The sequence below is a fragment of the Mucilaginibacter sp. NFX135 genome (assembly GCF_048565145.1).
GTDB lineage: Bacteria > Bacteroidota > Bacteroidia > Sphingobacteriales > Sphingobacteriaceae > Mucilaginibacter.
The window spans coordinates 5,623,097-5,645,957 of the sequence record NZ_CP183412.1 but is presented as its reverse complement, the minus strand read 5'-3'; the positions used below and the strand labels follow the sequence as shown (position 1 = coordinate 5,645,957).

Here is a 22,861-nt window from a genome sequence, read left to right as displayed (position 1 = left end):
GCAGAAATTTTAAACTTCGGCAACCTTTCCCTTTTCTTTAATGGCTAATTGCCCGCAAGCGGCGTCAATATCCTTACCCCGGCTGCGGCGCAAGTGAACATTGATGCCCTGCTTTTGCAGATGAGCAGCAAAGGCTTCTACTTTATCTTCGCCGGCATTAATGTAACTGGCAAAAGCAATGGGGTTATATTCAATGATATTTACCTTGCAGGGCAGGTGCTTGCAAAATTTAGCCAGTTCTATAGCATCCTGTATCCCATCGTTAACCCCATCAAAAATAATGTATTCGTAGGTTACCGGGTTTTTAGTTTTGGCGTAGTAGTATTTTAAAGCCTCGGCCAGGGCCTTTAATGAGTTTTGCTCATTAATTGGCATTATGGTGTTGCGCTTTTCGTCGTTAGCGGCGTGTAACGACAGGGCAAGATTAAATTTCACCTGGTCATCGCCCAGTTTTTTGATCATTTTGGCAATGCCGGCTGTAGAAACCGTGATTCTTTTGGCTGCCATGTTCAATCCATCTTCGGCAGTAATGCGCTCAACAGATTTCATCATGTTGGCATAATTCAGCAGAGGTTCGCCCATGCCCATATACACAATGTTTGATAAAGGCACACCATAGTTTTCACGAGCCTGCTTGTCTATCAGCACCACCTGATCATAAATTTCATCAGGATTAAGATTCCTTTTGCGCTCCATGTAACCGGTAGCGCAAAACTTACAGGTGAGGCTGCAGCCCACTTGCGACGATACACAGGCCGTCATCCGGCCTGGGGTTGGAATTAAAACCCCCTCAATTAAATGAGTATCGTGTAAAATAAAAGAATTTTTTATAGTTTTATCAGCACTAACCTGTGATGAATTTATTTTAACGTTGTTTATAACAAAGTTTTCGTTGAGTTTAGTGCGCAGTTCTTTTGAAATATTGCTCATCTCGTTGAAAGAGACGCACGATTTTTTCCAAAGCCATTCATAAATTTGTTTAGCCCTGAAACTTTTTTCCCCCATACGGATAAAATGCTCCTGCAAGGCTTCCAGACCGAGGCTGCGGATATCTATTTTATCTTTTGCATTATTCACAGTGCAAAAGTACTTAAATTTAAAAAAATCTGTCTTATTTTAAAGTCATTCTTTTAAATGATAAAAAAACATAACTAAAAGTTAATTATAATTAATTTTGTGAAATGTTTTAAAGGAAAACGTTTTGAGATAGATAATAAGTGATATAATTAATGAAAAGTTTTAGAGCCGATTACGTTTTTCCAATTTTTGCCGACCCTATTAAGAATGGAATTGTTACTGTTAATGACCAGGGCAAGATCATTTCCGTTACCGACCATAATAACCCACCCACTGGCCCTGTTGAGCAAGTAAGCGGTATTATTACTCCGGGTTTTGTAAATACCCACTGCCATGTTGAGCTTTCGCACCTTAAAGGTAAAATAACTCCGGGAGGTGGTCTGATAAATTTTATAAAAGATATACAGGCAACCCGCAAAGCTGACGATAAAGAGATATCAGATGCCATTCAAAAGGCCGATGAAGAGATGTACACGAATGGCATTGTAGCAGTAGGCGATATTTCCAATAGCAATAGCAGTATTCCGGTTAAAGCTGCCAGCAAGTTATACTACCATACCTTTGTTGAAACTTTTGGCTTTTTGCCGCAAAACGCTCAGGCTATTTTTGATAAAGCGTTGGCATTGCTTCAGGAGTTTAAGCCGCAGCACTGTTCCATTACGCCACATGCGCCGTATTCAGTATCCAAAGAGCTTTTTAAACTGATCAGGAAACATAGTGATGCTGAACATAACCTCATTAGCATCCACAACCAGGAATGCGAAGACGAAAATAAGTTTTACCGTTATAAATTAGGAGGCTTCCTGGAACTTTATGAGCATTTTGGTATTGATATCAGTCACTTTAAACCACAAGCGCGTAACTCGTTACAGTCCATTATTCCTTTGTTAACCAATAAACAGCAGGTTTTGCTGGTACATAATACCTGTACCAATTTAAAAGATATCTACTTTATAAAACGTTTCGACCGTAAAATAAACTGGTGCTTTTGTCCTAACGCCAATCTGTATATCGAAAACCACCTCCCCAAAATACCTCTTTTTATTGATCAGGGTTTTAACATCACCTTGGGTACCGATAGCCTGGCCTCAAACGATAGTTTATGCATCCTGAGCGAAATGCGTACCATCCAGAAAAAAATCCCGGCTATCAGCATCGCTAAACTATTGGAATGGGCTACTATAAATGGAGCATCATTTTTAGGTATTGATGACGAAAAGGGTACACTTGAGCCAGGCAAAACTCCCGGCCTAAATTTGATAACTGGTCTTGATGGCTTAAAGATCACACCAGAAAGTAAGGTTAGGCGTTTAGTTTAATTTGAAAATTTGAAGATAATGAGAATAGTAAAGAGTAAAATTTTCAAATTTGCGAATCCATTAGGAGCTCGTTAAGTGAGCCGGAGTTTTCAAATTTTCAAATCACCAAATTTTCAAATTGACCTATGACCAGGCATCTCGACATCACCGTTAAAGGAAAAGTTCAGGGCGTTTTTTACCGTAAATCAACCAAGGCTGTTGCCGATCAGTTAGGGGTAAGGGGCTTTGTAAAAAATGAACCGAACGGCGATGTTTTTATAGCTGCCGAAGCCGACGATACCCTACTCGAAATGTTTATGGAATGGTGCCATGAAGGGCCCGAAGATGCCCAGGTAACTTCTGTAGAAAGCCATGAGGGCGAATTAAAAAACTATCGTAATTTTGAGGTTGTAAAAAGAGCCCTGTAGTTTGCCGGGTTTTATTTGTTAACTACCATCCCAAACATCAACATTGTCAACCGCTAAAAAATTTGCCGGGCAAACGGCTATATACGGTGTAACTACTATAGTACAGCGTTTATTAGGCGCTTTGCTTACCCCGCTTTATACAAAAGCATACAATCCTAATGTATATAGTATTTTCAGTACCATGTTTAGCTATGCTTCTGTTTTGCAGGCAGTGCTTTCTTTCGGAATGGAAACTACTTTTTTCAGGTATCTGAACAAGTTTCCTGATAATAAAAGACAGGTTTACAATAATAGTTTCTGGGCCGTATTTATGGTAACGGTAGTGTTTTTAATATTAACCGTTCCTTTTACGCATACCATAGCAGGTTTAATTAAAATTGGTAAAGGCACCTCTCAGGGGGAATTTGAACTATATATTCGTTATTTTTTAGGTATTTTGGTGCTCGATGCCTGGTGCGCTATCCCATTTGCCAAGCTCCGTGCAGATAGCCGGCCAATAAAATACGGCAGCATTAAACTGATCAATATCGTAGTTACTGTATCGCTCAACCTCATTTTTATTTGGATAATCCCGTATATCATTAAACATCATATGCCCGGGGCCGAATGGTGTAGGCAATGGTTTACCATGGGTTGGGTGGGTTACATATTTGTATCAAATCTGGTGGCCAGCTTTATAACCTTATTGTTGCTGCTGCCAGAGTTGTTAAAGCTGCAATTAAGTTTTGACGGTGTTATGTTTAAAAATATGCTTACCTACAGCTGGCCGGTAATGATTGCTGGTTTATCATACATCGTTAACGAAAACTTTGATAAAATTTTACTGGGGAAATTACTGCCCGACAACATCAGTGAGCGTGAGGTGGGTATTTATTCGGGCTGTGCACGTATATCAGTTTTTCTGAGCCTTTTTAATCAGGCTTTTCGCATGGGAGCCGAGCCTTTCTTTTTTAGTCATGCAAAAAATAAAAACGCAGGGCAAACCTACTCCCGTATCATGGATTATTTTGTAATAACCATGTGCCTGATGTTTGTAGGCGTGGTAGCTAACATCCAAATACTAAAACACTATGTAAACAACCACGACTATTGGGTTGGCTTACCGGTTGTGCCACCTTTACTGTTGGGATATGTAAGCCTGGGTATTTATACCAATTTGTCAATCTGGTACAAATTATCCGACCAAACAAAGTATGGCCTGTACATATCCGGGATAGGGGCAATAGTAACCATTGTACTCAATGTGATTTTTATTCCCAAATACAGTTATATGGCATCAGCCTGGATCTCGCTGATCGCTTATGCCAGTATGATGATAATGTCGTACATATGGGGTCAAAAGCACTACCCTATACCTTACAATCTTAAAAAGAATGTGATATATATCGTATCATCAATAATACTTGTTTATTTGTCGTTCAGCACATTTAAACGTAATATATTTGTAGGTAATTTATTGCTGTTGCTGTTTGCGGGGGCGGCATTTTTCGCGGAACGCAAACAATTAAAGGCCATATTTAGTAAACGATGATCATCAGAATAATTAATAAGTCGAAGAATAGTTTACCGGCATATGAAACCGCCCATGCTGCTGGTATGGATCTGCGTGCTGATATCGAAGAAACGGTACAGCTAAAACCTATGGAACGAAAACTTATTCCTACCGGTTTATATATCGAACTGCCTGTGGGTTTTGAGGCGCAAATACGGCCACGCAGTGGATTAGCTTTTAAGCATGGTATAGGTATTGTTAATTCACCGGGTACTATTGATGCTGATTATCGTGGGGAGATCAAAGTACTGTTAATTAACTTTTCAACAGAGATATTTGAAATTAATAACGGCGATCGTATTGCTCAAATGGTAGTTGCCCGGCATGAAACCGTAAACTGGGACGAGGTAGAAGTGTTAAACGAAACTACCCGGGGAGAGGGTGGCTTTGGTCATACAGCTGTTAAGTAGATTTTGAGGAGCAAGGATTTTTAGAGCAAAGAGCAAGGATAAAAGATTAAGAGAATGTATAATAAGGAATTGAGATATAGTGATACAGTAAATAAGAGCGGCATTGGCCGCTTTGGAGCTGTCTTTGCTCTTTTGTCTTTATTCCTCATTCTAAGCGCCGGGTCTGTGCAGGGGCAAAAGTCTTCCCTGGCTAAGCCTTTGACCCAGGCTGATAGTATGATGGTTAAGCAGCTGTTTTTCTCGGCCATTCGCGAAAAAACTATTGAAAACTCCAAACGGGCCGGTGAAATGTTTGAGCGCATATTACAGGCCGATCCTGGAAATGACGCATCCATGTTTGAGTTAGCCAACTTGAAAAGACAACAGAATGATTATGCCGGGGCGCGACCTTTATTGGAAAAAGCGGTTGCTATTAGTCCGGATAATGAGTGGTATTGGGTAGCCCTGGCCGATGACTATGAAAAAACAAATGCCATTGACAAGCTCGAGAATGTATTTAATCAGCTCATCAGGATCAATCCGGATAAATCTGATTATTATTTTGATAAGGCCAATGCATATCTTATTTTAAAAAGATATGATGATGCTCTTAAGGTATATGATCAGTTGGAAAAGCTCGATGGCCCCAGTGACGATATTTTGGCAAGCCGGCAAAAGATCTACCTAAAACAGGGCAAGATAGACCAGGCAGCGGCTGAGCTGGAGCGGGCCATTGCGGATAATCCGGGTCAAATGCGTTACTACCTGTTACTGGCCGAAATTTATAACTCAAACGGCCTTAATGATAAAGCCCTGAAAGTTTTGCTGCAAGCCGAAAAGCAAGACAATAATAACGGCATGGTACATTTGGCTTTGGCCGATGTTTACCGCGACAAAAAAAATAATGACGCTTGTTTTAATGAATTGAAACTGGCGTTTGCAAATCCCGATGTTAGTATTGATCAAAAAGTAAATATCATAAGCGGGTACTTTCCAAAATTCCCCGATCCAAATGCTAAAGCCAGCGCCCTTGAACTAAGCCGGCTTATAACCGTAGCGCATCCAGCCGACGCCAAAGCTTATGCTATTTATGGCGATATGCTGTTGCAAAACACAAAATTAAAAGAAGCCAAAGCCGCGTATAAAAAATCAATTCAGCTTAATGAACAGGTATATGTTGTACACGAACAGCTGGTACGGGTGGAATTGAGTGAGAATGATATAGACGCTACTATAAAAGATGGCGAAAACGCGCTTTCATTGTTCCCAAACCAGGGCTGGATGAATTATATGGTGGGAGTAGCCTGGGCACAAAAAAAAGAGTACAAAAAAGCCCTTAGTTATGCCACAAATGCAACTTCATTAGAAATTCAGGATAAGGATTTACTTTCGCTGAGCTTTTCGTTATTAGGCGATTGTTATCATAGTCTTAAAGATAATAAAAGCTCCGACGAGGCTTATGATAAGGCGTTAAGCTATAATCCGGATAATGCATACACATTAAACAATTATGCCTATTATTTATCGTTAAGAAGTGAGCAACTGGATAAAGCCGCACAAATGTCGGCCCGATCTAACGAGCTTCAGCCCAATACGGCGTCGTTTGAAGATACGTATGCCTGGGTGCTTTTTAAGAAAAAAAAATATGCCGATGCGAAGATTTGGATATTGAAAGCATTGGCACATGATAAAACGAATAGCGCTGCCCAATATGAGCATTATGGCGACATTTTGTTTTACCTTGGTAATACAGATGAAGCCATAGAGAACTGGAAAAAAGCTAAAAGTAACGGCGGTCAATCGCCGGTATTAGACCGTAAAATAAATGAGAAAAGATATAGCGAGTAAAGCCTCTCCTAAATCCTCTCCAAAGGCGAGGACTTTAAAACAGAAGTTTTTTAGAACCCTCTCTTTTAGAGAGGGCGGTGTGAGGCTTTTAATAGTGTGCTGCCTGCTGGTTATGGTGAGTTGTAAAGCCCGTAAACAGGTTTTGGTAACACGTAAAGCCGATTCATCGGCAAAGTCTGTTGATAATAAGTTAAGCAGCCGGCTAAATGCTATAAGAGCTAAACAGGTAAATTTTAACACCTTTTCTGGTAAAGCAAAAACCAAGCTCAATATCAACGGTAATAGTAATGATGTTACCCTCAATATTCGTATTGAGCGCGATAAAAGGATCTGGGTTTCCATTACAGCTATTTTGGGAGTTGAGGCCGCCCGTGCCTTGATCACCCCCGATAGTATATTGCTCATTAATCGTTTGCAGGGAGTGTACCTGCGCAAGCCTTTTAGCTATGTATATAAGTATGCCAGCAGCCAGGTTAACTATAAAACATTGGAATCATTACTGATTGGTAATGCCGTGCCTGAATTGCTGAATGAAAAAGCCGAGCTGACCAATGCCGATGGCAACACTACCTTGAGTGGCAGCCTGCAGGATTTGTTATATAAGCTGGTTTTAGGTGCCGATTTAAAAGTTACGCAAACCAATTTGTCCAATGAAAGCGCGGGGCAATCGCTGCAAGTGGCTAACAATAGCTTTATCCAGGCAACTAACCGGGTTATGCCATCACAAATAGATATCGCATCAGTAGTAAAAGATAAAAAAATACAGGTTAATTTGCATTATACAAAGGCCGACTTTGATGTACAGCAGGAATATCCGTTCAATATTCCCGCTAATTACGAGCCGGCCAAATAATTAATTATGTTTGTTTGATGAAGTTTTTAAAAGCAGTATTTTTTATAATAGCGGTATTTATAGCGGTTGATGTACATGCGCAAAGCAGTCAGGAGTTAAAACGCAGGCGTGATAAATTATCAGAGGAACTGGAACAACTGAATAAGGATTACCAGGAAACCTCTCAAAATAAAAGAGCTACTTTAAAACAACTGAGTTTGTTAAAAGCGCAGATAAACCTGCGGGAAGAGAAAATAAATATTATCAATTCGGAAGTAAGAAATTTAGATAACCAGATCTCTGAGAGCAATAATACCGTACATAGTTTACAAAACCAGCTTGACCAGCTAAAAAAGGAATATGCGGCCATGATACTTTTTGCATACCGCAATCAGAGTGCTTACAATAAGCTGATGTTCCTTTTTGCTTCAAGGGATTTTAACCAGGCCTATAAACGATTAAAATATTTACAGCAGTTTGGCACCTATCGTGAGCGGCAGGCAGGTTATATACAGGGAACTCAAAAAGAACTGCATGTAAAAATAAACGAGCTGGATAAAAACAAGCAGGAAAAGAGTAACCTGCTGGCTGATCAGCAAAAGGAAAAGGAAACGCTTGGTAAAGAAAAAAACAACCAGGTAAAAGTAGTAAGCGACCTATCCCAGCACGAAGGACAGTTGAAACAGCAACAAAGGGAGGTTCAGGCAAAAATAGCCAAAACCAACAGGGAAATTGCCTCAACCATCCGCAGGGAAATTGAGGAAGCCCGGCGCAAGGCCGAGGCAGAAGCAAGGGAGGCCGCCAGAATAGCGGCAGCTAAAGCAAAGGCCGAAAACAGACCTGCTCCTGTAGCTCCTTCTAAACCTGTGACACGGAGTGAATCGAGTGTGTTGAACGCTACGCCAGAGGCAGCTAAACTATCAAATGACTTTTTGGGTAACCGCGGTCGTTTGCCATGGCCGGTTGCCAATGGAGTAATAACTCAGGGTTTTGGTATGTATACCACGCCTGAGGGGATAAAGAGCGAAAGTACCGGTATTGATATCAGAACCAATCCGGGAAGCTCGGTAAGGGCCGTATTTGATGGTACAGTAGTGAGGGTGGTTGACGTAAGCGGTACTTATTTGGTGATGATAGTTCACGGGGAGTACTTTACAGTTTATGCCAATTTACGGTCGGTTAGTGTGGCCAGGGGGCAAAAAGTTAGCACCAAGCAAACATTAGGAACGGTGGCGACAGATTCGTCGACCGGGGAAACGGAAGTTCACTTTGAAGTGTATAAAGTGAAGGATCCAACCAATCCTAAAACGTGGCTGGCACCTAACTAATTAGTTATGAACTTTATGAAATTTTAATTGTATATATTTGTAACCTTAATTTAAATGCTATGCTAAGTTCAGTTTTTTTATTTTTAAATATTGGTACGAGCGAGATGGTACTGATACTTTTTGCAGCATTAATGCTTTTTGGGGGTGATAAGCTACCTGAGCTGGCACGCGGTTTAGGCAAAGGTATCCGTGATTTTAAAGATGCATCTGAAGATGTGAAACGTGAAATCAACAATCAAATCAACAATTACGAAGAAAAGAAAACCGAGACAACGGTAAAAGATACCCCGCTTGTTGAAGAAAATACTACAGAGCACACAACTGCAGCTATTACAGAAGATAATGAGGTGAAGCACCCTATACATGGTATAGAAAATACAGTGCCCAATACAATCCCTATCTCTGATACTTACGTAAGTACACATGAAGAGGAGCCGGTTGCGGAAACACACATCGATCTGACCAAGAAAACAACCGCAGATCCTGTTAAAACAGAACACGAGTAACACAAGTCATAATAATATTTACATAACATAAAACTTAAAAATCATGGGTGGATTAGGCGCACCAGAAATCATTCTGATCATCATTGCAATACTTTTATTGTTCGGCGGTAAAAAAATACCTGAACTAATGAGAGGTTTAGGAAAAGGCGTTAAAGAATTTAAAGACGCGCAAAACGGCGAAGGCAACACAACTACCGAAGAAAAACCTAAAGCTTAATATTAGTATCAAGTAATTAGTATCAAGTTTTTGAAAGCTTTAATGCAGCTGTCTTGATACTTGATACTGGTGGCTTGATACTTTTGTTTACTGCATACGAACTTATCTGTTGAATTATTTCGTATTTCAACAGATAAGTTTTTTATTTTAGCCCCATGGCTAAATTTTATTCCTCTTTAAGTGAAATAAGGAGTGGGCTGCAACGTGCGGAAATTACCGTTGAAGGACTGGTAAAAAACTATCTGGATCAAATAAAAAAGAATGCTCATTTGAATGCCTTTAACGAGGTGTTTGAACAGGAAGCACTGGTCAATGCAAAAAACATTGACAACCGTATAAAAAACGGAACCGCCGGCAAACTGGCCGGAATGGTTATCGCTATAAAAGATAACATCTGCTATAAAGGGCACCAGGTAAGTGCCTCCTCAAAAATATTAAAAGATTTCACCTCCATTTATTCATCAACCATTGTTGAGCGCTTATTGGCCGAGGACGTGGTTATTATTGGCCGCTGTAATTGCGATGAGTTTGCCATGGGCGGCGCCAACGAAACTTCCTGGTTCGGCCCGGTAAAAAATATGGCCGACGAAACCAGGGTTTCCGGTGGGTCATCAGGTGGCTCGGCAGTTGCTGTGCAGGCCAATATGTGCCATGCGGCTATTGGTACCGATACCGGGGGCTCCGTAAGGCAGCCCGCTTCATTTTGTGGCGTTATTGGTTTAAAACCTACCTATGGCCGTATTTCCAGGCATGGTATTATCGCTTTCGCATCGTCATTTGACCAGGTTGGCCCCATTACCCGATCGGTAGAGGATGCCGCTTTGCTGCTGGAAGTTATGGCCGGCCCTGATGATTACGATAGTACGCTGGCCCAGCAAGAAGTCCCCGCGTTTTCTGAACATATCGAAAAAACAGGAAAAAAGAAGATCGCCTACTTACAGGAAGCTATTTCGAGCCCGGGTGTTGATACAGAGGTAAAAGATGTACTGGTAAAATATATTGATAAACTCCGGGCGGAAGGCCATACCGTAACACCTATTGCTTTTGAGCAATTAGATTACCTGGTACCTGCTTATTATATTTTAGCTATGGCCGAAGCCTCATCAAACCTGGCCCGGTACGATGGAGTGCATTACGGTTATCGGAGCCCATCGGCAGATGATTTGCAATCAACCTATAAACGTTCCCGGTCCGAAGGTTTTGGTAAAGAAGTAAAACGCCGTATTATGCTGGGTACATTTGTATTGAGCGCCGGATATTATGATGCCTATTATGCCAAAGCCCAGAAAGTACGCCGGCTGATCAGGGAAAAAACGGATCAGATACTCAACGAATACGATTTTATACTGGTACCCACAGCTCCGGAGCCCGCGTTTGCCATTGGCAAAGAAGAAAAAGACCCGGTAGTAACGTATCTTTCGGATATTTTTACCGTACAAGCATCCTTAGCCGGTGTGCCGGCTATTTCATTGCCGGTTGGCAATAATAGCAAAGGTTTGCCGTTAGGTTTACAATTACTTGCTAAGCATTTTAACGAACAGGAGCTATTGAATTTTTCAAAATATTTCCTTGAACTTTAAAAAATTTAATAATTTAGTAAATAACAGAATCAAGATATTAGAATCAAGAGTCAAGAAATAGGAACAATGAGAACAGCATTCGACTTGTGTTTTATATTAATTCCTGACTCTAATCTCTTGATTCTATACATTTAAATCCCTAAAGAATGAAGAAACTACTTACGCTTACTATCTGCTTTATATCACTGCAAATTGTTTACGCAAACGCTTCTTCAAGATCAACATTTCAATGGCCGAATATTGCACAGGATACCGTCCTGAGAAAAGCTGTTGCCCAATCTGCCGGCCCAGCGCCTTTAAGAGGCATTTATGAGCGTCGGTTAGATTCCATCAGCAAAGACATTCCGCTGGAGTATAATGAGTATGTGCAAAGTTATATTGACCTGTACATGCAAAACCGCGATGAGATGGGGCAGGTGATAGGTCTTTCTAAATATTACTTCCCTATTTACGAAAAGGCTTTCCGCGATGCGGGTATACCCGAAGAGATCAAATTCCTTTCGATAGTTGAATCAAAGCTTGATCCTAACGCAGTATCAAGAGTAGGGGCAACAGGTCCATGGCAGTTTATGTTTACTACGGCCAAATTGTATGGTTTAAATATGGATAGCTATGTTGATGAACGCCGCGACCCTATACAGGCCACCTACGCAGCAGCGGCTTATTTAAAAGACGCCTATCAGGAATTTGGCGATTGGCTGTTAGCCATCGCATCTTACAATTGCGGTAAAAGTAATGTAGAGCGCGCGGTTGAAAAAGCTGGAGCCAATGATTTTTGGAGCGCCCGCCAATACCTGCCTGCAGAAACCCGAGGCTATGTACCGGCTTTTATAGCGGTAAATTACATCATGCATTATTTTAATAAGCACAACATTGTTCCGCAAGGATGTAATTTTTCGATGAAGACTGATACGGTTATGGTGAAAAAATATGTTGCCTTGAGCAGCATATCACAAGCCTTAAAAGTAAATATTAATGAGCTGGCTATATTAAACCCAGCCTACAGGAGATTAATAGTTAACGGCTCACCGGCAAAACCCCGCAGATTGATACTGCCACAAGTGGCCAAGGAAAATTATGCCGTTTTATATAATGTATTGAATGGTGGCGATGCGGTTGCACCAGAGCCAAAAGTAACTTATGCTTCCTATACTGAAGATAAACCGGAACGTAAGATGCCATCCCGTCACCGGGTTCGAAAAGGCGAAACCCTGGTTTCTATTGCCGATAAGTATGGGGTTGAGGTGCAGGATTTGAAGGTTTGGAACCATTTGAAAAGTAACCGGGCCCCGGTTGGGGTAAGCATCAAAGTAAGTAATGGCGATGACGACTCAACCAGTGCGGCAGTAAACCCGCACAGCAAAAGAGTTTTATAATTGCAGGGGAGGTAGGGCCAGGAAGCTGCACCAATAAATGAAATTGACTATAAAAAAACATTAAGCACCTGAATATGAGGAGCCCGGTTTTGATGTGTTTCAAAGCCGGGCTTTTTTATTCGGGTTACCATAAAAAGAATTGTAATTTTGAGCGCTTGAATTTTGAGAAAATGAACAAGAACAACCGTAAACAGGACGCCTTAAACTACCACTCACAAGGTCGTCCGGGAAAAATACAGGTAGTACCTACCAAACCAACCAATTCACAACGCGACCTCACCATGGCGTATTCGCCGGGTGTTGCCGAACCCTGTCTCCGCATAGCAGAAAATGTGGAAGATGTATATAAATATACCGCCAAGGGTAACCTGGTGGCGGTTATCAGTAACGGTACCGCGGTATTGGGCCTGGGTAATATTGGCCCCGAGGCCAGTAAGCCGGTAATGGAAGGAAAGGGACTATTGTTCAAGATCTATGCCGATATTGACGTGTTTGACCTGGAAGTGAATGCCAAAAGTGTAGATGAGTTTGTAACTATTGTAAAGGCGCTTGAACCTACTTTTGGCGGCGTTAATCTGGAGGATATATCAGCCCCAACCTGTTTCGAGATCGAACGCAGGCTTAAAGCGGAAATGAATATCCCGGTTATGCACGATGATCAGCATGGTACAGCCATTATATCGGGCGCTGCCTTAATGAACGCTTGTGAAATTCAAGGTAAAAAACTTGATAAGATAAAAATGGTGGTTAACGGTGCCGGCGCTGCTGCCGTATCTTGCACCAAAATGTACCTTTCATTGGGTGTTAAAAAAGAAAACCTGGTGATGTTTGACATCAATGGTTTGTTAACTCCTGAGCGTACCGATCTGGACGATATAAGATTGGAATTTGCCACTACCCGTACCGATATCAAAACCCTGGCTGATGCCATGAAAAATGCCGACGTTTTTGTCGGTCTTTCTGCGGCTAATGTAGTTGACGCGGATATGCTGAAATCGATGGCTAAAAAACCTATCGTGTTTGCGATGGCTAATCCAACTCCGGAGGTTGATTATGATCTGGCGGTACAAACCCGCGATGATATCATTATGGCTACCGGTCGATCTGATTATCCAAACCAGGTGAATAACGTATTGGGTTTCCCATATATTTTCAGGGGAGCGCTTGATGTGAGGGCAACCGCTATTAACGAGGCGATGAAGATAGCTGCCACACAGGCAATTGCCGAGATGGCTAAAAAGCCCGTTCCGGAAGCGGTAAATCTGGCCTACAATACAACCAACCTTAAATTCGGCAGAGATTATATTATCCCTAAACCGATGGATCAAAGGCTCATTGTTGAGGTATCGGCCGCCGTTGCCAAAGCAGCTATTGATTCGGGTGTAGCCCGTAAAGCGATCACAGATTGGGATACTTATTATGAAGAATTACGCTCAAGATTAGGTACCAATGATAAATTGCTGCGTAACCTCACCAATAAAGCCAAGCAGAATCCTAAACGAGTAGTTTTTGCCGAGGCTGATAATTACAAGATATTAAGATCGGCCCAGATCGTAAAGGAGGAAGGTATAGCCACTCCGATATTGTTGGGCAACGAAGATAAGATCAGGCGCATTATGCGCGAGAATGATCTCGACCTTGGCGATGTACAGATCATTGACCCGCGTGTGAAATGTGAAAACATGGAGGAGTATGCGGAGTTCCTGTATCAGAAACGTCAGCGCAGAGGGGTAACCTTGTTTGAAGCCCGCAAAATGCTGAGCGACCGTAACTATTACGGTGCCTGTATGGTGCAGTTTGGCAGAGCCGACGCCCTTATATCAGGTTTAACCAAAAACTACGTGCCCACTATTAAACCGGCCCTGCAAATTATAGGTACCGAGGAGGGTGTGAACCGGGTGGCTGGTATGTATATGATGATCACCCAAAAAGGCCCCGTATTTTTTGGCGATACAACCGTGAATGAAAATCCAAGTGTACAGGAGCTGGTGGATATTACCGTACTGATAGAGAAATCTGTAAAACAGTTTAATATCAGCCCAAGGGTAGCCATATTATCCTATTCTAACTTTGGTTCGAATGATGGCCCCATTCCCGAAAAAACAAGAGAAACGGTAAAACTGCTGCATAAGCAATACCCAAATATGGTGGTTGACGGCGATATGCAGGCCAACTTTGCCCTGAATTCTGATTTGCTGGCCGATAACTTTCCGTTTTCAACCTTAAACGGAAAACCAGCTAATACCCTGATATTCCCTAACCTGGAGTCGGGTAATATAGCTTACAAACTATTACAGGAAATAGGTGGAGCAGAAGCTGTAGGGCCTATATTATTAGGCTTAAAAAAACCGGTGCACGTATTACAGTTGGGTAGCTCGGTTCGCGAAATTGTAAATATGATCACCATAGCGGTTGTTGATGCCCAGGAAAAAGCCGAAGCCAGCAAACCAAAAGGTATTTTTGATAAACTTAAAGGAAGTAAATAATAGTATCAAGTAGTTAGTATCAAGTATCAAGATTTTTGATGAAGCATTTATAAAACTGATGCAGTTGTCGTGATACTTGATACTAACTACTTGATACCTTAAAATTAAATAATATTATGTACGATTATATTAGTGGTAAACTGGTATTCAAAAGTCCTTCGCACGTTGTTATAGACGCCGGCGGTATTGGCTATCACATTAATATATCGTTAAATACATATTCAAGGGTCGGAGAAGTAGAAAATTGTAAACTATTTATCTGGCAGTACGTAAAAGAGGATGCGCTTACTTTATATGGCTTTGCCGATGAAGGTGAGCGGCGCTTGTTCTTACACCTGGTATCCATATCCGGCATAGGGCCAAATACGGGGCGAATGATGTTATCATCAATTACCCCTGCCGAAATACAAGCAGCCATTGTTAGCGGCAATGTTGCTTTAATACAACGTATCAAAGGCATAGGTCCAAAATCGGCACAGCGTATTATATTGGAGCTGCAGGATAAGTTGCGTAAAGAAGGACCTGACACTTTAACGGTTGTGCCTGTAAGCAAAACTGTTAAGGACGAAGCCCTTTCCGCACTGATTATGCTTGGCTTTGCACGCAATGCTGCCGAGAAGGTATTGGATCAGGAGATCAATAAAAATAATGGAGATTTAACCGTAGAACAGCTTATAAAGTTTGCGTTAAAAGCTCTATAATTACGTACAAATTCTAACTTGACCTTTGATAAAAATATTTACTTATAATATTATTATAAGTGTGTTGTTTATTTTGGCATTTAGTGGGCTGGGGAGTGTGTATGCACAACAACGCGTTACGAGTGCTAAAAGAGATACGACACTCTCGGGCACTCCCGTTAACCTAACCGAACCTAAAAACCTCAGGCTTCGCGAGGGTATCTTTGATCAGGATCCTCCCAATCTGATCCGGACAATTGAATACGACCCTGCAACAAACAGATATATATTGTATGAAAAGGTTGGTAATTTATTATATCGTCCGCCGCAGTATTTAACATTTGCCCAATATTTAAAGTTAAAGAGCAAATCCAATCAGCGTATATATTATCAGCAACTGGCCGATAATTATGCCTATGCTTCGCAGCAACCGGGTTTTATACCGTCAATAAAAGTGCGCAGCCGTACTTTCGATCAGATTTTTGGTGGCCAAACTATTGATATCAGGCCGCAGGGTTCGGCAGAAATGATCCTGGCCGGGCAGTTAAATCAAAACCAGAACCCACTGTTTAATACAAGGCAGCGAAACCAGTTTAATTTTAATTTCGACCAGAAAATACAGCTGAATGTAACCGGAAACATAGGTGATAAGTTAAAGATAACTACCAATTATAATACCGACGCCCAGTTTCAGTTTGATAACCAGATAAAACTGGATTATACCGGATCGCCGGATGAGATCATTCAAAAAATAGAGGCAGGTACGGTTAGTATGCCTTTAAATACTACGCTTATTACGGGTAGCCAGGCGCTGTTTGGTATTAAAACCAAACTGAAGTTTGGTCGCTTGGATGTAACCAGTATTTTGTCGCAACAGCGGTCGCAATCCAAAACCATTACTATAACAAACGGTTCGCAGCAAGGCGAGTTCCGGGTAACACCGGCTGATTATGAGGCTAACAAGCACTTCTTTTTATCACAGTATTTTCGTGATAATTATGATAAGGCATTGTCACGGATACCTATTATCAGCTCCAATGTCAATATTACCAAAATAGAGGTTTGGACAACCAATCGTACCAACGTAACCACCGATTCAAGGGATATATTAGCCTTCCTGGATCTGGGCGAAAACAACCCATATAATAAAACAAAGATACAGGGTGGCGGAAGCGTTTATCCGGCGGGTTTTAAAGGCCCTGGTTTTGCACAGCAATCAAACTCCTTGCTAAACAATTTACCCGCAGATGTGCGCCAAACCAACTCAAACACCATAGCCAATTATTTTCAAAGTAGCGGAGCCACAGATAATTATTCCAAGCTTACCTATGCCCGTAAGCTTACCGATAAAGAGTATACTCTGCACCCTCAATTGGGATATATCTCGCTTAATTACCCTTTGAATAATGATGAGGTACTGGCGGTAGCTTATCAGTATACGGTTAACGGGCAGCAATACCAGGTAGGTGAATTTAGCAGCGATGTGGCCGTTGATCCGAATACCCCAAAAGTGTTATTTGTAAAATTGCTGAAAGGCGAATTACTGAAAACCAATTTACCTACCTGGAAACTGATGATGAAGAATATTTATTCATTAGGAGCTTTCCAGGTAAGTCCTACGGATTTTAAACTCACCGTAACCCGGCTTGATGATAAATCAGGTATCGAGAAGACGGTGATGGAAGAGGGACAGAATACAAAAGGAAAGCTCTGGCTGCAGATTACGGATCTGGATAACCTCAATCAGCAAAATAATACGCAGCCCGATGGCTATTTTGACTTTTTGGAGGGGATAACCATCGATTCGCAAAATGGCCGCATCATGTTCCCGGTACTGGAGCCTTTCGGTTCCGATCTGAATAAAAAGTTTTTACCCGGTGAGTCAGATCTGGCTAAACGGTATGTATACCAGCCCCTGTATGATTCAACTAAAACCATAGCGCAGCAATATTTCCCCAATTTAAACCGGTATGTGATTAAGGGTACCTATACCTCCACGGGCGGCTCGGAGTATCAGCTTAATGCGGTGAATATTCCGCAGGGATCGGTCAATGTAACTGCCGGTTCTTTAAAACTGCAGGAAGGGAATGACTACACGGTTGATTATAACTCCGGTCGTATCCGGATATTGAACCAGGCGCTGCTATCATCCGGACAACCGATCACGGTTAAACTGGAGAACAATGAACTGTTTGGGGTGCAGCAAAAGTCATTGTACGGGTCGCGGTTTGATTATCACGTTAATGATAAACTGAACCTGGGGGGTACCATTATGCACCTCACAGAACAACCGCTGAATCAGAATGAAGTTGCCGGGCAAGAGTCTATCTCCAATACCATATGGGGTTTTGATGCTAATTATAGTTCGGAGTCACGATTGCTTACGCGATTGGTTGATAAGATCCCGTTTATTCATACCAAGGTTCCATCGTCTATCAATTTCTCGGGTGAGTTTGCACAATTGCTTCCCGGTAGCCCTGGCGCGCTGAATTTTGCCGGCTCAAAAAATGGTACCTCCTATCTGGATGATTTTGAAAACAGCCAATCGGTAATTGACGTAAAAAGCGCCAATACCTGGCAAATATCAGGCACGCCGCAACTCTTTGACGAATCGAAATTATCGAACGATTTAAGCTATGGCTACAACCGGGCCCGGCTTGCATTTTATAACATCGACCCTATATTTTATACTAATACCGGTAGTATCCCGATATCAAAGTCCGAACTTTCAAACCATTATGTAAGGCAGATCATTGAACAAGAGGTGTTTCCTTACAAACAACCCGCTACCGGGCAGCAATTAGCTATTTCCACACTTAACCTTGCTTTTTACCCAACCGTACGCGGGCCTTACAACTACACTACCAACGGTATCAATAATGATGGTACACTGCAAAATCCAAAATCGCGCTGGGGCGGCATGTTCCGGAAAATGGAAACCAATGATTTTGAATCATTAAACGTATCCTACATTGAGTTTTGGGTGATGGACCCATTCGTTTACAAACCAAACTCAGCTGGTGGCGACCTGTATTTTAACCTGGGTAGTATATCCGAAGATATATTAAAAGACGGACGTAAAAGTCTGGAGAATGCCTTGCCGGTAAATGGCGACCTGTCGCAGGTTGACGAAACCAATTGGGGCCGCGTAGCCAAGCTGCAACCAGTAATAAACGCCTTTGATAACAATCCGGATTCGCGCAGGTTACAGGACGTGGGTTTAGATGGTTTGAATGATGCCGATGAGAAAAGAAAATTTGCTCCAGTTGTACAGCAAGCAACCGGCAGATTAAACGCGCAGGCGGCCAACAGTTTTTCTGCCGACCCATCTTCTGATGATTACCAATATTACCAGGGCCGCGATTTGGATCAGGCCAGGGCGGGCATATTAGATCGCTACAGTAAATACAATGGTACCGACGGAAACTCTAAAACAGCCGAGCAATCGCAGGCCGAACTCGGGATACAAAACTCCGCGGCTACCTCACTGCCCGATGGTGAAGATATCAACCGCGATAATAATATGAGTATTGAAGATTCCTACTTCCAGTACAAAGTATCTATACGTCCCGGGGATATGGTAGTTGGCCAAAACTATATCAGTGATAAGCTCACCGCTTCGGTAAAACTGGCCAATGGCAGTACACAAATGGTTAACTGGTACCAGTTCAGGATACCAATAACCAACTATCAGGACAAAGTAGGTAACATCCAGGATTTTAAAGCCATCCGTTTTATGCGGATGTTTATGACCAACTTTGCCGATACCGCTATATTACGTTTCGCCACCCTGCAACTTGTTCGTGGCGAATGGCGCTCCTTTAATACCGAAAGAAACCCCCTCAATGTAATTGCCGATCCGGCCATTCCAAATCCGCCGCTTGATAACTCCACACTTGATGTACAGGCGGTGAGTATTGAGCAAAACGGTAACCGCACACCTATTCCTTATGTAGTACCACCTGGTATTAATCGCCAGCGTAATTATAATAACCTGCAAACAGATACCAAACTTAATGAGCAGTCGCTTTCATTAAATGTTAAAAGCCTGCGCGATGGTTATTCAAGAGCCGCCTTCAAAACCTTTTTTAATGATCTGCGATCGTATAAGCGCCTGCAGATGTTTGTGCATGCCGAAGGTGATCAGTTGAAGGATAATGATCTGAATGCTTTTATTCGTTTAGGTGTAGATTACCAGGACAATTATTATGAATATCAATTGCCCTTAAAGGTTACCATACCCGGTACCCGTGACCCGGACGCGATATGGCCCACCGCTAACTCCATAGACCTTGAACTCGATCTGCTAACCCGGGCTAAGCTTAAACGTAATCACTCCAACGTGCCTTATAACCAAGTATTTAAATACGTGGAGGGTAATCAAACGGTTTATATCAAAGGCCAGCCCGATTTGAGCCGTTTGCGTACTATTATGCTTGGGGTGCGTAACCCGTACAGAGGTGCGCAGCCGTCAAATATTGATGATGGTTTGGATAAAACCGGTACTGTTTGGTTTGACGAATTACGACTAACCGATTTTGATCAGCGTGGGGGATGGGCAGCAACAGCCCGGTTTGATGCTAAGCTTGCCGACTTTGCCGATATTACCGTAGCAGGCACTAAAGCTACCATTGGTTTTGGTACCCTTGATTCCCGGTTGAACGATAGGAGCCGCAGTGACGACCAAACATATGACATATCTGCCAATATGGAGCTTGGAAAGTTCTTTCCGGCTAAAAGTGGTATCCGTATACCAACTTACGTCAATCTGTCAAAGCAAACCAGTATGCCTCAGTATGATCCGGGCGCACCCGATGTGGAACTGAAGGCATCCTTGGCAGCGGCAACCTCCAGTAGGGAACGCGACTCCATACGAAATGCTGCTGTTGATTATACCCTGCGACGGAGTATCAACTTTACTAATGTTCACAAGGCAAAAACAGACCCGAATGCAGCCAGTCACTTATGGGATGTAGAAAATTTGACGGCCTCATATGCTTATACAGAGTACACGCACCATGATTTTGTGACCCAAAGCGATCTTGAAAAAACATACAATCTTACGCTGGCCTATAATTATACCAATCAACCCAAATACTATAGTCCGTTTGCCAAGATCATTAAAAGTAACCTCCTGGCTCTTTTCCGCGATATCAATTTCAGTATCCTGCCCACGCGGTTAAACCTGAGTATTAATTTTGATCGTTTTTATTCCGAAAATACCTTGCGGGATAATGACCCTAATAACTTTATCCCTGTACCAACAACTACGTTTAATAAATACTTTAATATCACCAGGGTTTATGGTATTGGCTGGAATCTTTCCAAATCATTACAAATGGATATCGACGCAACCAATTTATCGGTGGTTGATGAGCCTGCCGGCCGTATTAATGGGCTAAAGCGGGATACACTGTGGGATAACCTGAAAAAGCTGGGACGCACCACTAACTACAACCACACTATTAACTTTAATTATAACGTACCGTTTGCCAAAATACCAGGGATGGACTGGATAACTACCGTAGCCCGTTATAGTGCACATTTCAACTGGCAAACACAGCCCCTGTTTGCTATAAACGATCCTACGTATGATGTAGGTAACAGTATACAAAACTCCAGGGCTATACAGTTAAATCCAACATTAAATATGGTGGCGCTGTATAATAAGTTTCCGTTTATACGCAAGGCCAATAATCCCAATAATACCAAAACCGGCATTGATGGTGTTTTGATAGGACTATTAACCAGTATTAAAAACCTCAGTGCTACCTATACCCGTACACAAGGCATATTTTTACCGGGCTATCTGCCACAATCGGGCTTTTTTGGGGCAGATGCCGGGGCGCCCGGTTTGGGTTTTTTACTGGGTAGCCAGGCAGATATCCGGCCTAAAGCTTTAGCCAATGGCTGGATCACAAGGGATACCCTGCAAAACCAACTGTATGTAACCACCCTGAATGAGGATATGCACTTCCGCGGTATCATTGAGCCATTTAAGGATCTGCGAATTGAGCTTATTGCCTTTAAAACGCAGGATCGTAACTATCAGGCTAACTTTAAATACCTCCCTACAACCAATAGCATTGAATCATTGAGCCCGGTAACTACGGGCAATTACAGCATATCATTTTTAAGCATTGCAACCGCGTTTAAAAAAACAACCGGGATAAATAACTCATCACCCATTTATCAAAAGCTTTTGGATAGCCGCGCTGTTATATCCCAAAAATTGGGAGCAACAAACCCTAACTCCGCGGGTAGTACAGATGGTTATGCCGATGGGTACGGGCCAAACTCACAAAATGTACTGGTGCCGGCTTTCCTGGCCGCTTATACAGGTAAAAATCCGGCTAAAAGTAACCTGTCACAATTCCCCAATATCCCGATACCTAACTGGCAGATCACTTATAATGGGCTGGGTAAAATGCCGTTTTTCCAGGATATTTTTGATTCGTTCGATCTGAGTCATGGCTACCGGTCGTCCTATAACGTAAACGGCTTTACATCTCTATTACAGTACCAGGAAGCTCATGGTGCGGTTACCTCGCGGGATCTCAACAACGACTTTTTACCACAATATCAGTTTTCGCAGGTAACTATTTTTGAGCAGTTTGTGCCATTGCTGGGTGCCAGCATCAGGTTCAAGAACAGTATGACTACTAATGTGGAATACCGCCAAAGCCGCTCGTTAAGCCTGAGTCTGCTTAACAGCCAGCTGGCACAGCAAAACGAGCGCATCATAGTATTTGGCTTTGGTTATCATACCAAAAATTTCCATTTTCCGTTTGGCTGGTTCAGCGGACCGGGTAAGGATAATGATGTTAACTTTAAACTCGATTTCTCCTTACGTGATAATAAAACGCTCATATACCGGGCCGATGTGGAGGAAGCTGAAATATCATCAGGTGCGCAAAATATTACGGTACGCCCATCCATTGATTACGTGATTAACCAGCGGTTTAATCTGAACCTGTTTTATGATTCGAATATTACCCGGCCCTATACTTCGCAAACATTTAATACCGCCTATACTAATTTTGGTATTAATCTTAAATTGCTGCTGCAATAGGTGGGATTGATTTTACAAAAACTTTTTAAACCCTAAATTTTAACACTTTTCGGCCCAAGAACAGTGTAAAAAAAACTCAAAAGCGACCGAGAAACACCCATTTTAACACTTTTTAACAAATTTTAGCACGATTTTGATGTGTTTTGAAAACTTTAAAAAGTATTAAATATTGATTGTCAAATAAACATGCTA

General features: G+C 42.1%; 15 protein-coding genes. 14 read left to right on the top strand and 1 reads right to left on the bottom strand.

All coding sequences use genetic code 11. From position 1 onward, the window contains the following. Positions 1 to 9: 9 nt before the first annotated feature. A complete protein-coding gene (gene rlmN, locus ACNURT_RS23550; RefSeq protein ID WP_419699736.1) occupies positions 10 to 1,077 on the bottom strand; it encodes a 23S rRNA (adenine(2503)-C(2))-methyltransferase RlmN in 1,068 nt (355 codons plus the stop codon). A gap of 152 nt (positions 1,078 to 1,229) precedes the next feature. Here rlmN and ACNURT_RS23545 point away from each other — a divergent pair, with 152 nt between their 5' ends. The 14 genes from ACNURT_RS23545 (at position 1,230) to sprA (ending at position 22,669) form a co-directional block, all read left to right on the top strand. Beyond that, positions 1,230 to 2,396, top strand: a complete 1,167-nt coding sequence (locus tag ACNURT_RS23545) for an amidohydrolase family protein (protein WP_419699735.1) — start codon at positions 1,230 to 1,232, stop codon at positions 2,394 to 2,396. 125 nt (positions 2,397 to 2,521) lie between these two features. After that, the gene (locus tag ACNURT_RS23540; RefSeq protein ID WP_419699734.1) at positions 2,522 to 2,803 is read left to right on the top strand and encodes an acylphosphatase; all 282 of its coding nucleotides are present in this window, start codon (positions 2,522 to 2,524) and stop codon (positions 2,801 to 2,803) included. 43 nt (positions 2,804 to 2,846) lie between these two features. Beyond that, entirely contained in the window at positions 2,847 to 4,334 is a 1,488-nt protein-coding gene (locus ACNURT_RS23535) for a lipopolysaccharide biosynthesis protein (RefSeq protein WP_419699733.1), read from the top strand. After that, a complete protein-coding gene (gene dut / locus ACNURT_RS23530; RefSeq protein WP_419699732.1) occupies positions 4,331 to 4,765 on the top strand; it encodes a dUTP diphosphatase in 435 nt (144 codons plus the stop codon). Before ACNURT_RS23535 ends, dut begins: the two co-directional genes overlap by 4 nt. Before the next feature lie 54 nt (positions 4,766 to 4,819). After that, entirely contained in the window at positions 4,820 to 6,592 is a 1,773-nt protein-coding gene (locus tag ACNURT_RS23525) for a tetratricopeptide repeat protein (RefSeq protein ID WP_419699731.1), read from the top strand. A gap of 79 nt (positions 6,593 to 6,671) precedes the next feature. Further along, a complete protein-coding gene (locus ACNURT_RS23520) occupies positions 6,672 to 7,445 on the top strand; it encodes a DUF4292 domain-containing protein (protein ID WP_419699730.1) in 774 nt (257 codons plus the stop codon). 17 nt (positions 7,446 to 7,462) lie between these two features. Beyond that, positions 7,463 to 8,752 carry a murein hydrolase activator EnvC family protein gene (locus ACNURT_RS23515; RefSeq protein WP_419699729.1) on the top strand — a complete coding sequence of 430 codons (1,290 nt, stop codon included), beginning with the start codon at positions 7,463 to 7,465 and terminating at the stop codon, positions 8,750 to 8,752. Between the two features lie 59 nt (positions 8,753 to 8,811). Then, complete coding sequence (locus ACNURT_RS23510; RefSeq protein ID WP_370996730.1) at positions 8,812 to 9,258, top strand: Sec-independent protein translocase subunit TatA/TatB; 447 nt, start codon at positions 8,812 to 8,814, stop codon at positions 9,256 to 9,258. Positions 9,259 to 9,301: 43 nt separating this feature from the next. Then, on the top strand, positions 9,302 to 9,475 hold the full coding sequence (gene tatA / locus ACNURT_RS23505) for a twin-arginine translocase TatA/TatE family subunit (RefSeq protein WP_419699728.1): 174 nt from the start codon (positions 9,302 to 9,304) through the stop codon (positions 9,473 to 9,475). A 155-nt stretch (positions 9,476 to 9,630) separates the two neighbouring features. Next, positions 9,631 to 11,055, top strand: a complete 1,425-nt coding sequence (gatA, locus tag ACNURT_RS23500) for an Asp-tRNA(Asn)/Glu-tRNA(Gln) amidotransferase subunit GatA (protein ID WP_419699727.1) — start codon at positions 9,631 to 9,633, stop codon at positions 11,053 to 11,055. Positions 11,056 to 11,201: 146 nt separating this feature from the next. Beyond that, positions 11,202 to 12,431 carry a transglycosylase SLT domain-containing protein gene (locus ACNURT_RS23495; protein WP_419699726.1) on the top strand — a complete coding sequence of 410 codons (1,230 nt, stop codon included), beginning with the start codon at positions 11,202 to 11,204 and terminating at the stop codon, positions 12,429 to 12,431. 170 nt (positions 12,432 to 12,601) lie between these two features. After that, a complete protein-coding gene (locus tag ACNURT_RS23490) occupies positions 12,602 to 14,917 on the top strand; it encodes an NADP-dependent malic enzyme (protein ID WP_419699725.1) in 2,316 nt (771 codons plus the stop codon). A gap of 116 nt (positions 14,918 to 15,033) precedes the next feature. Next, positions 15,034 to 15,618: a Holliday junction branch migration protein RuvA gene (ruvA, locus tag ACNURT_RS23485; protein ID WP_370996725.1), complete on the top strand. Its 585-nt coding sequence runs from the start codon at positions 15,034 to 15,036 to the stop codon at positions 15,616 to 15,618. A gap of 25 nt (positions 15,619 to 15,643) precedes the next feature. Then, the gene (sprA, locus tag ACNURT_RS23480) at positions 15,644 to 22,669 is read left to right on the top strand and encodes a cell surface protein SprA (protein ID WP_419699724.1); all 7,026 of its coding nucleotides are present in this window, start codon (positions 15,644 to 15,646) and stop codon (positions 22,667 to 22,669) included. Positions 22,670 to 22,861: the final 192 nt, after the last annotated feature.

Coding starts and splice junctions, on each gene's coding strand:
- ACNURT_RS23545 (WP_419699735.1), top strand. CDS start 1,230: ATGAAAAGTTTTAGAGCCGATTACGTTTTTCCAATTTTTGCCGACCCT.
- ACNURT_RS23540 (WP_419699734.1), top strand. CDS start 2,522: ATGACCAGGCATCTCGACATCACCGTTAAAGGAAAAGTTCAGGGCGTT.
- dut (WP_419699732.1), top strand. CDS start 4,331: ATGATCATCAGAATAATTAATAAGTCGAAGAATAGTTTACCGGCATAT.
- ACNURT_RS23525 (WP_419699731.1), top strand. CDS start 4,820: ATGTATAATAAGGAATTGAGATATAGTGATACAGTAAATAAGAGCGGC.
- ACNURT_RS23515 (WP_419699729.1), top strand. CDS start 7,463: ATGAAGTTTTTAAAAGCAGTATTTTTTATAATAGCGGTATTTATAGCG.
- ACNURT_RS23510 (WP_370996730.1), top strand. CDS start 8,812: ATGCTAAGTTCAGTTTTTTTATTTTTAAATATTGGTACGAGCGAGATG.
- tatA (WP_419699728.1), top strand. CDS start 9,302: ATGGGTGGATTAGGCGCACCAGAAATCATTCTGATCATCATTGCAATA.
- gatA (WP_419699727.1), top strand. CDS start 9,631: ATGGCTAAATTTTATTCCTCTTTAAGTGAAATAAGGAGTGGGCTGCAA.
- ACNURT_RS23495 (WP_419699726.1), top strand. CDS start 11,202: ATGAAGAAACTACTTACGCTTACTATCTGCTTTATATCACTGCAAATT.
- ACNURT_RS23490 (WP_419699725.1), top strand. CDS start 12,602: ATGAACAAGAACAACCGTAAACAGGACGCCTTAAACTACCACTCACAA.
- ruvA (WP_370996725.1), top strand. CDS start 15,034: ATGTACGATTATATTAGTGGTAAACTGGTATTCAAAAGTCCTTCGCAC.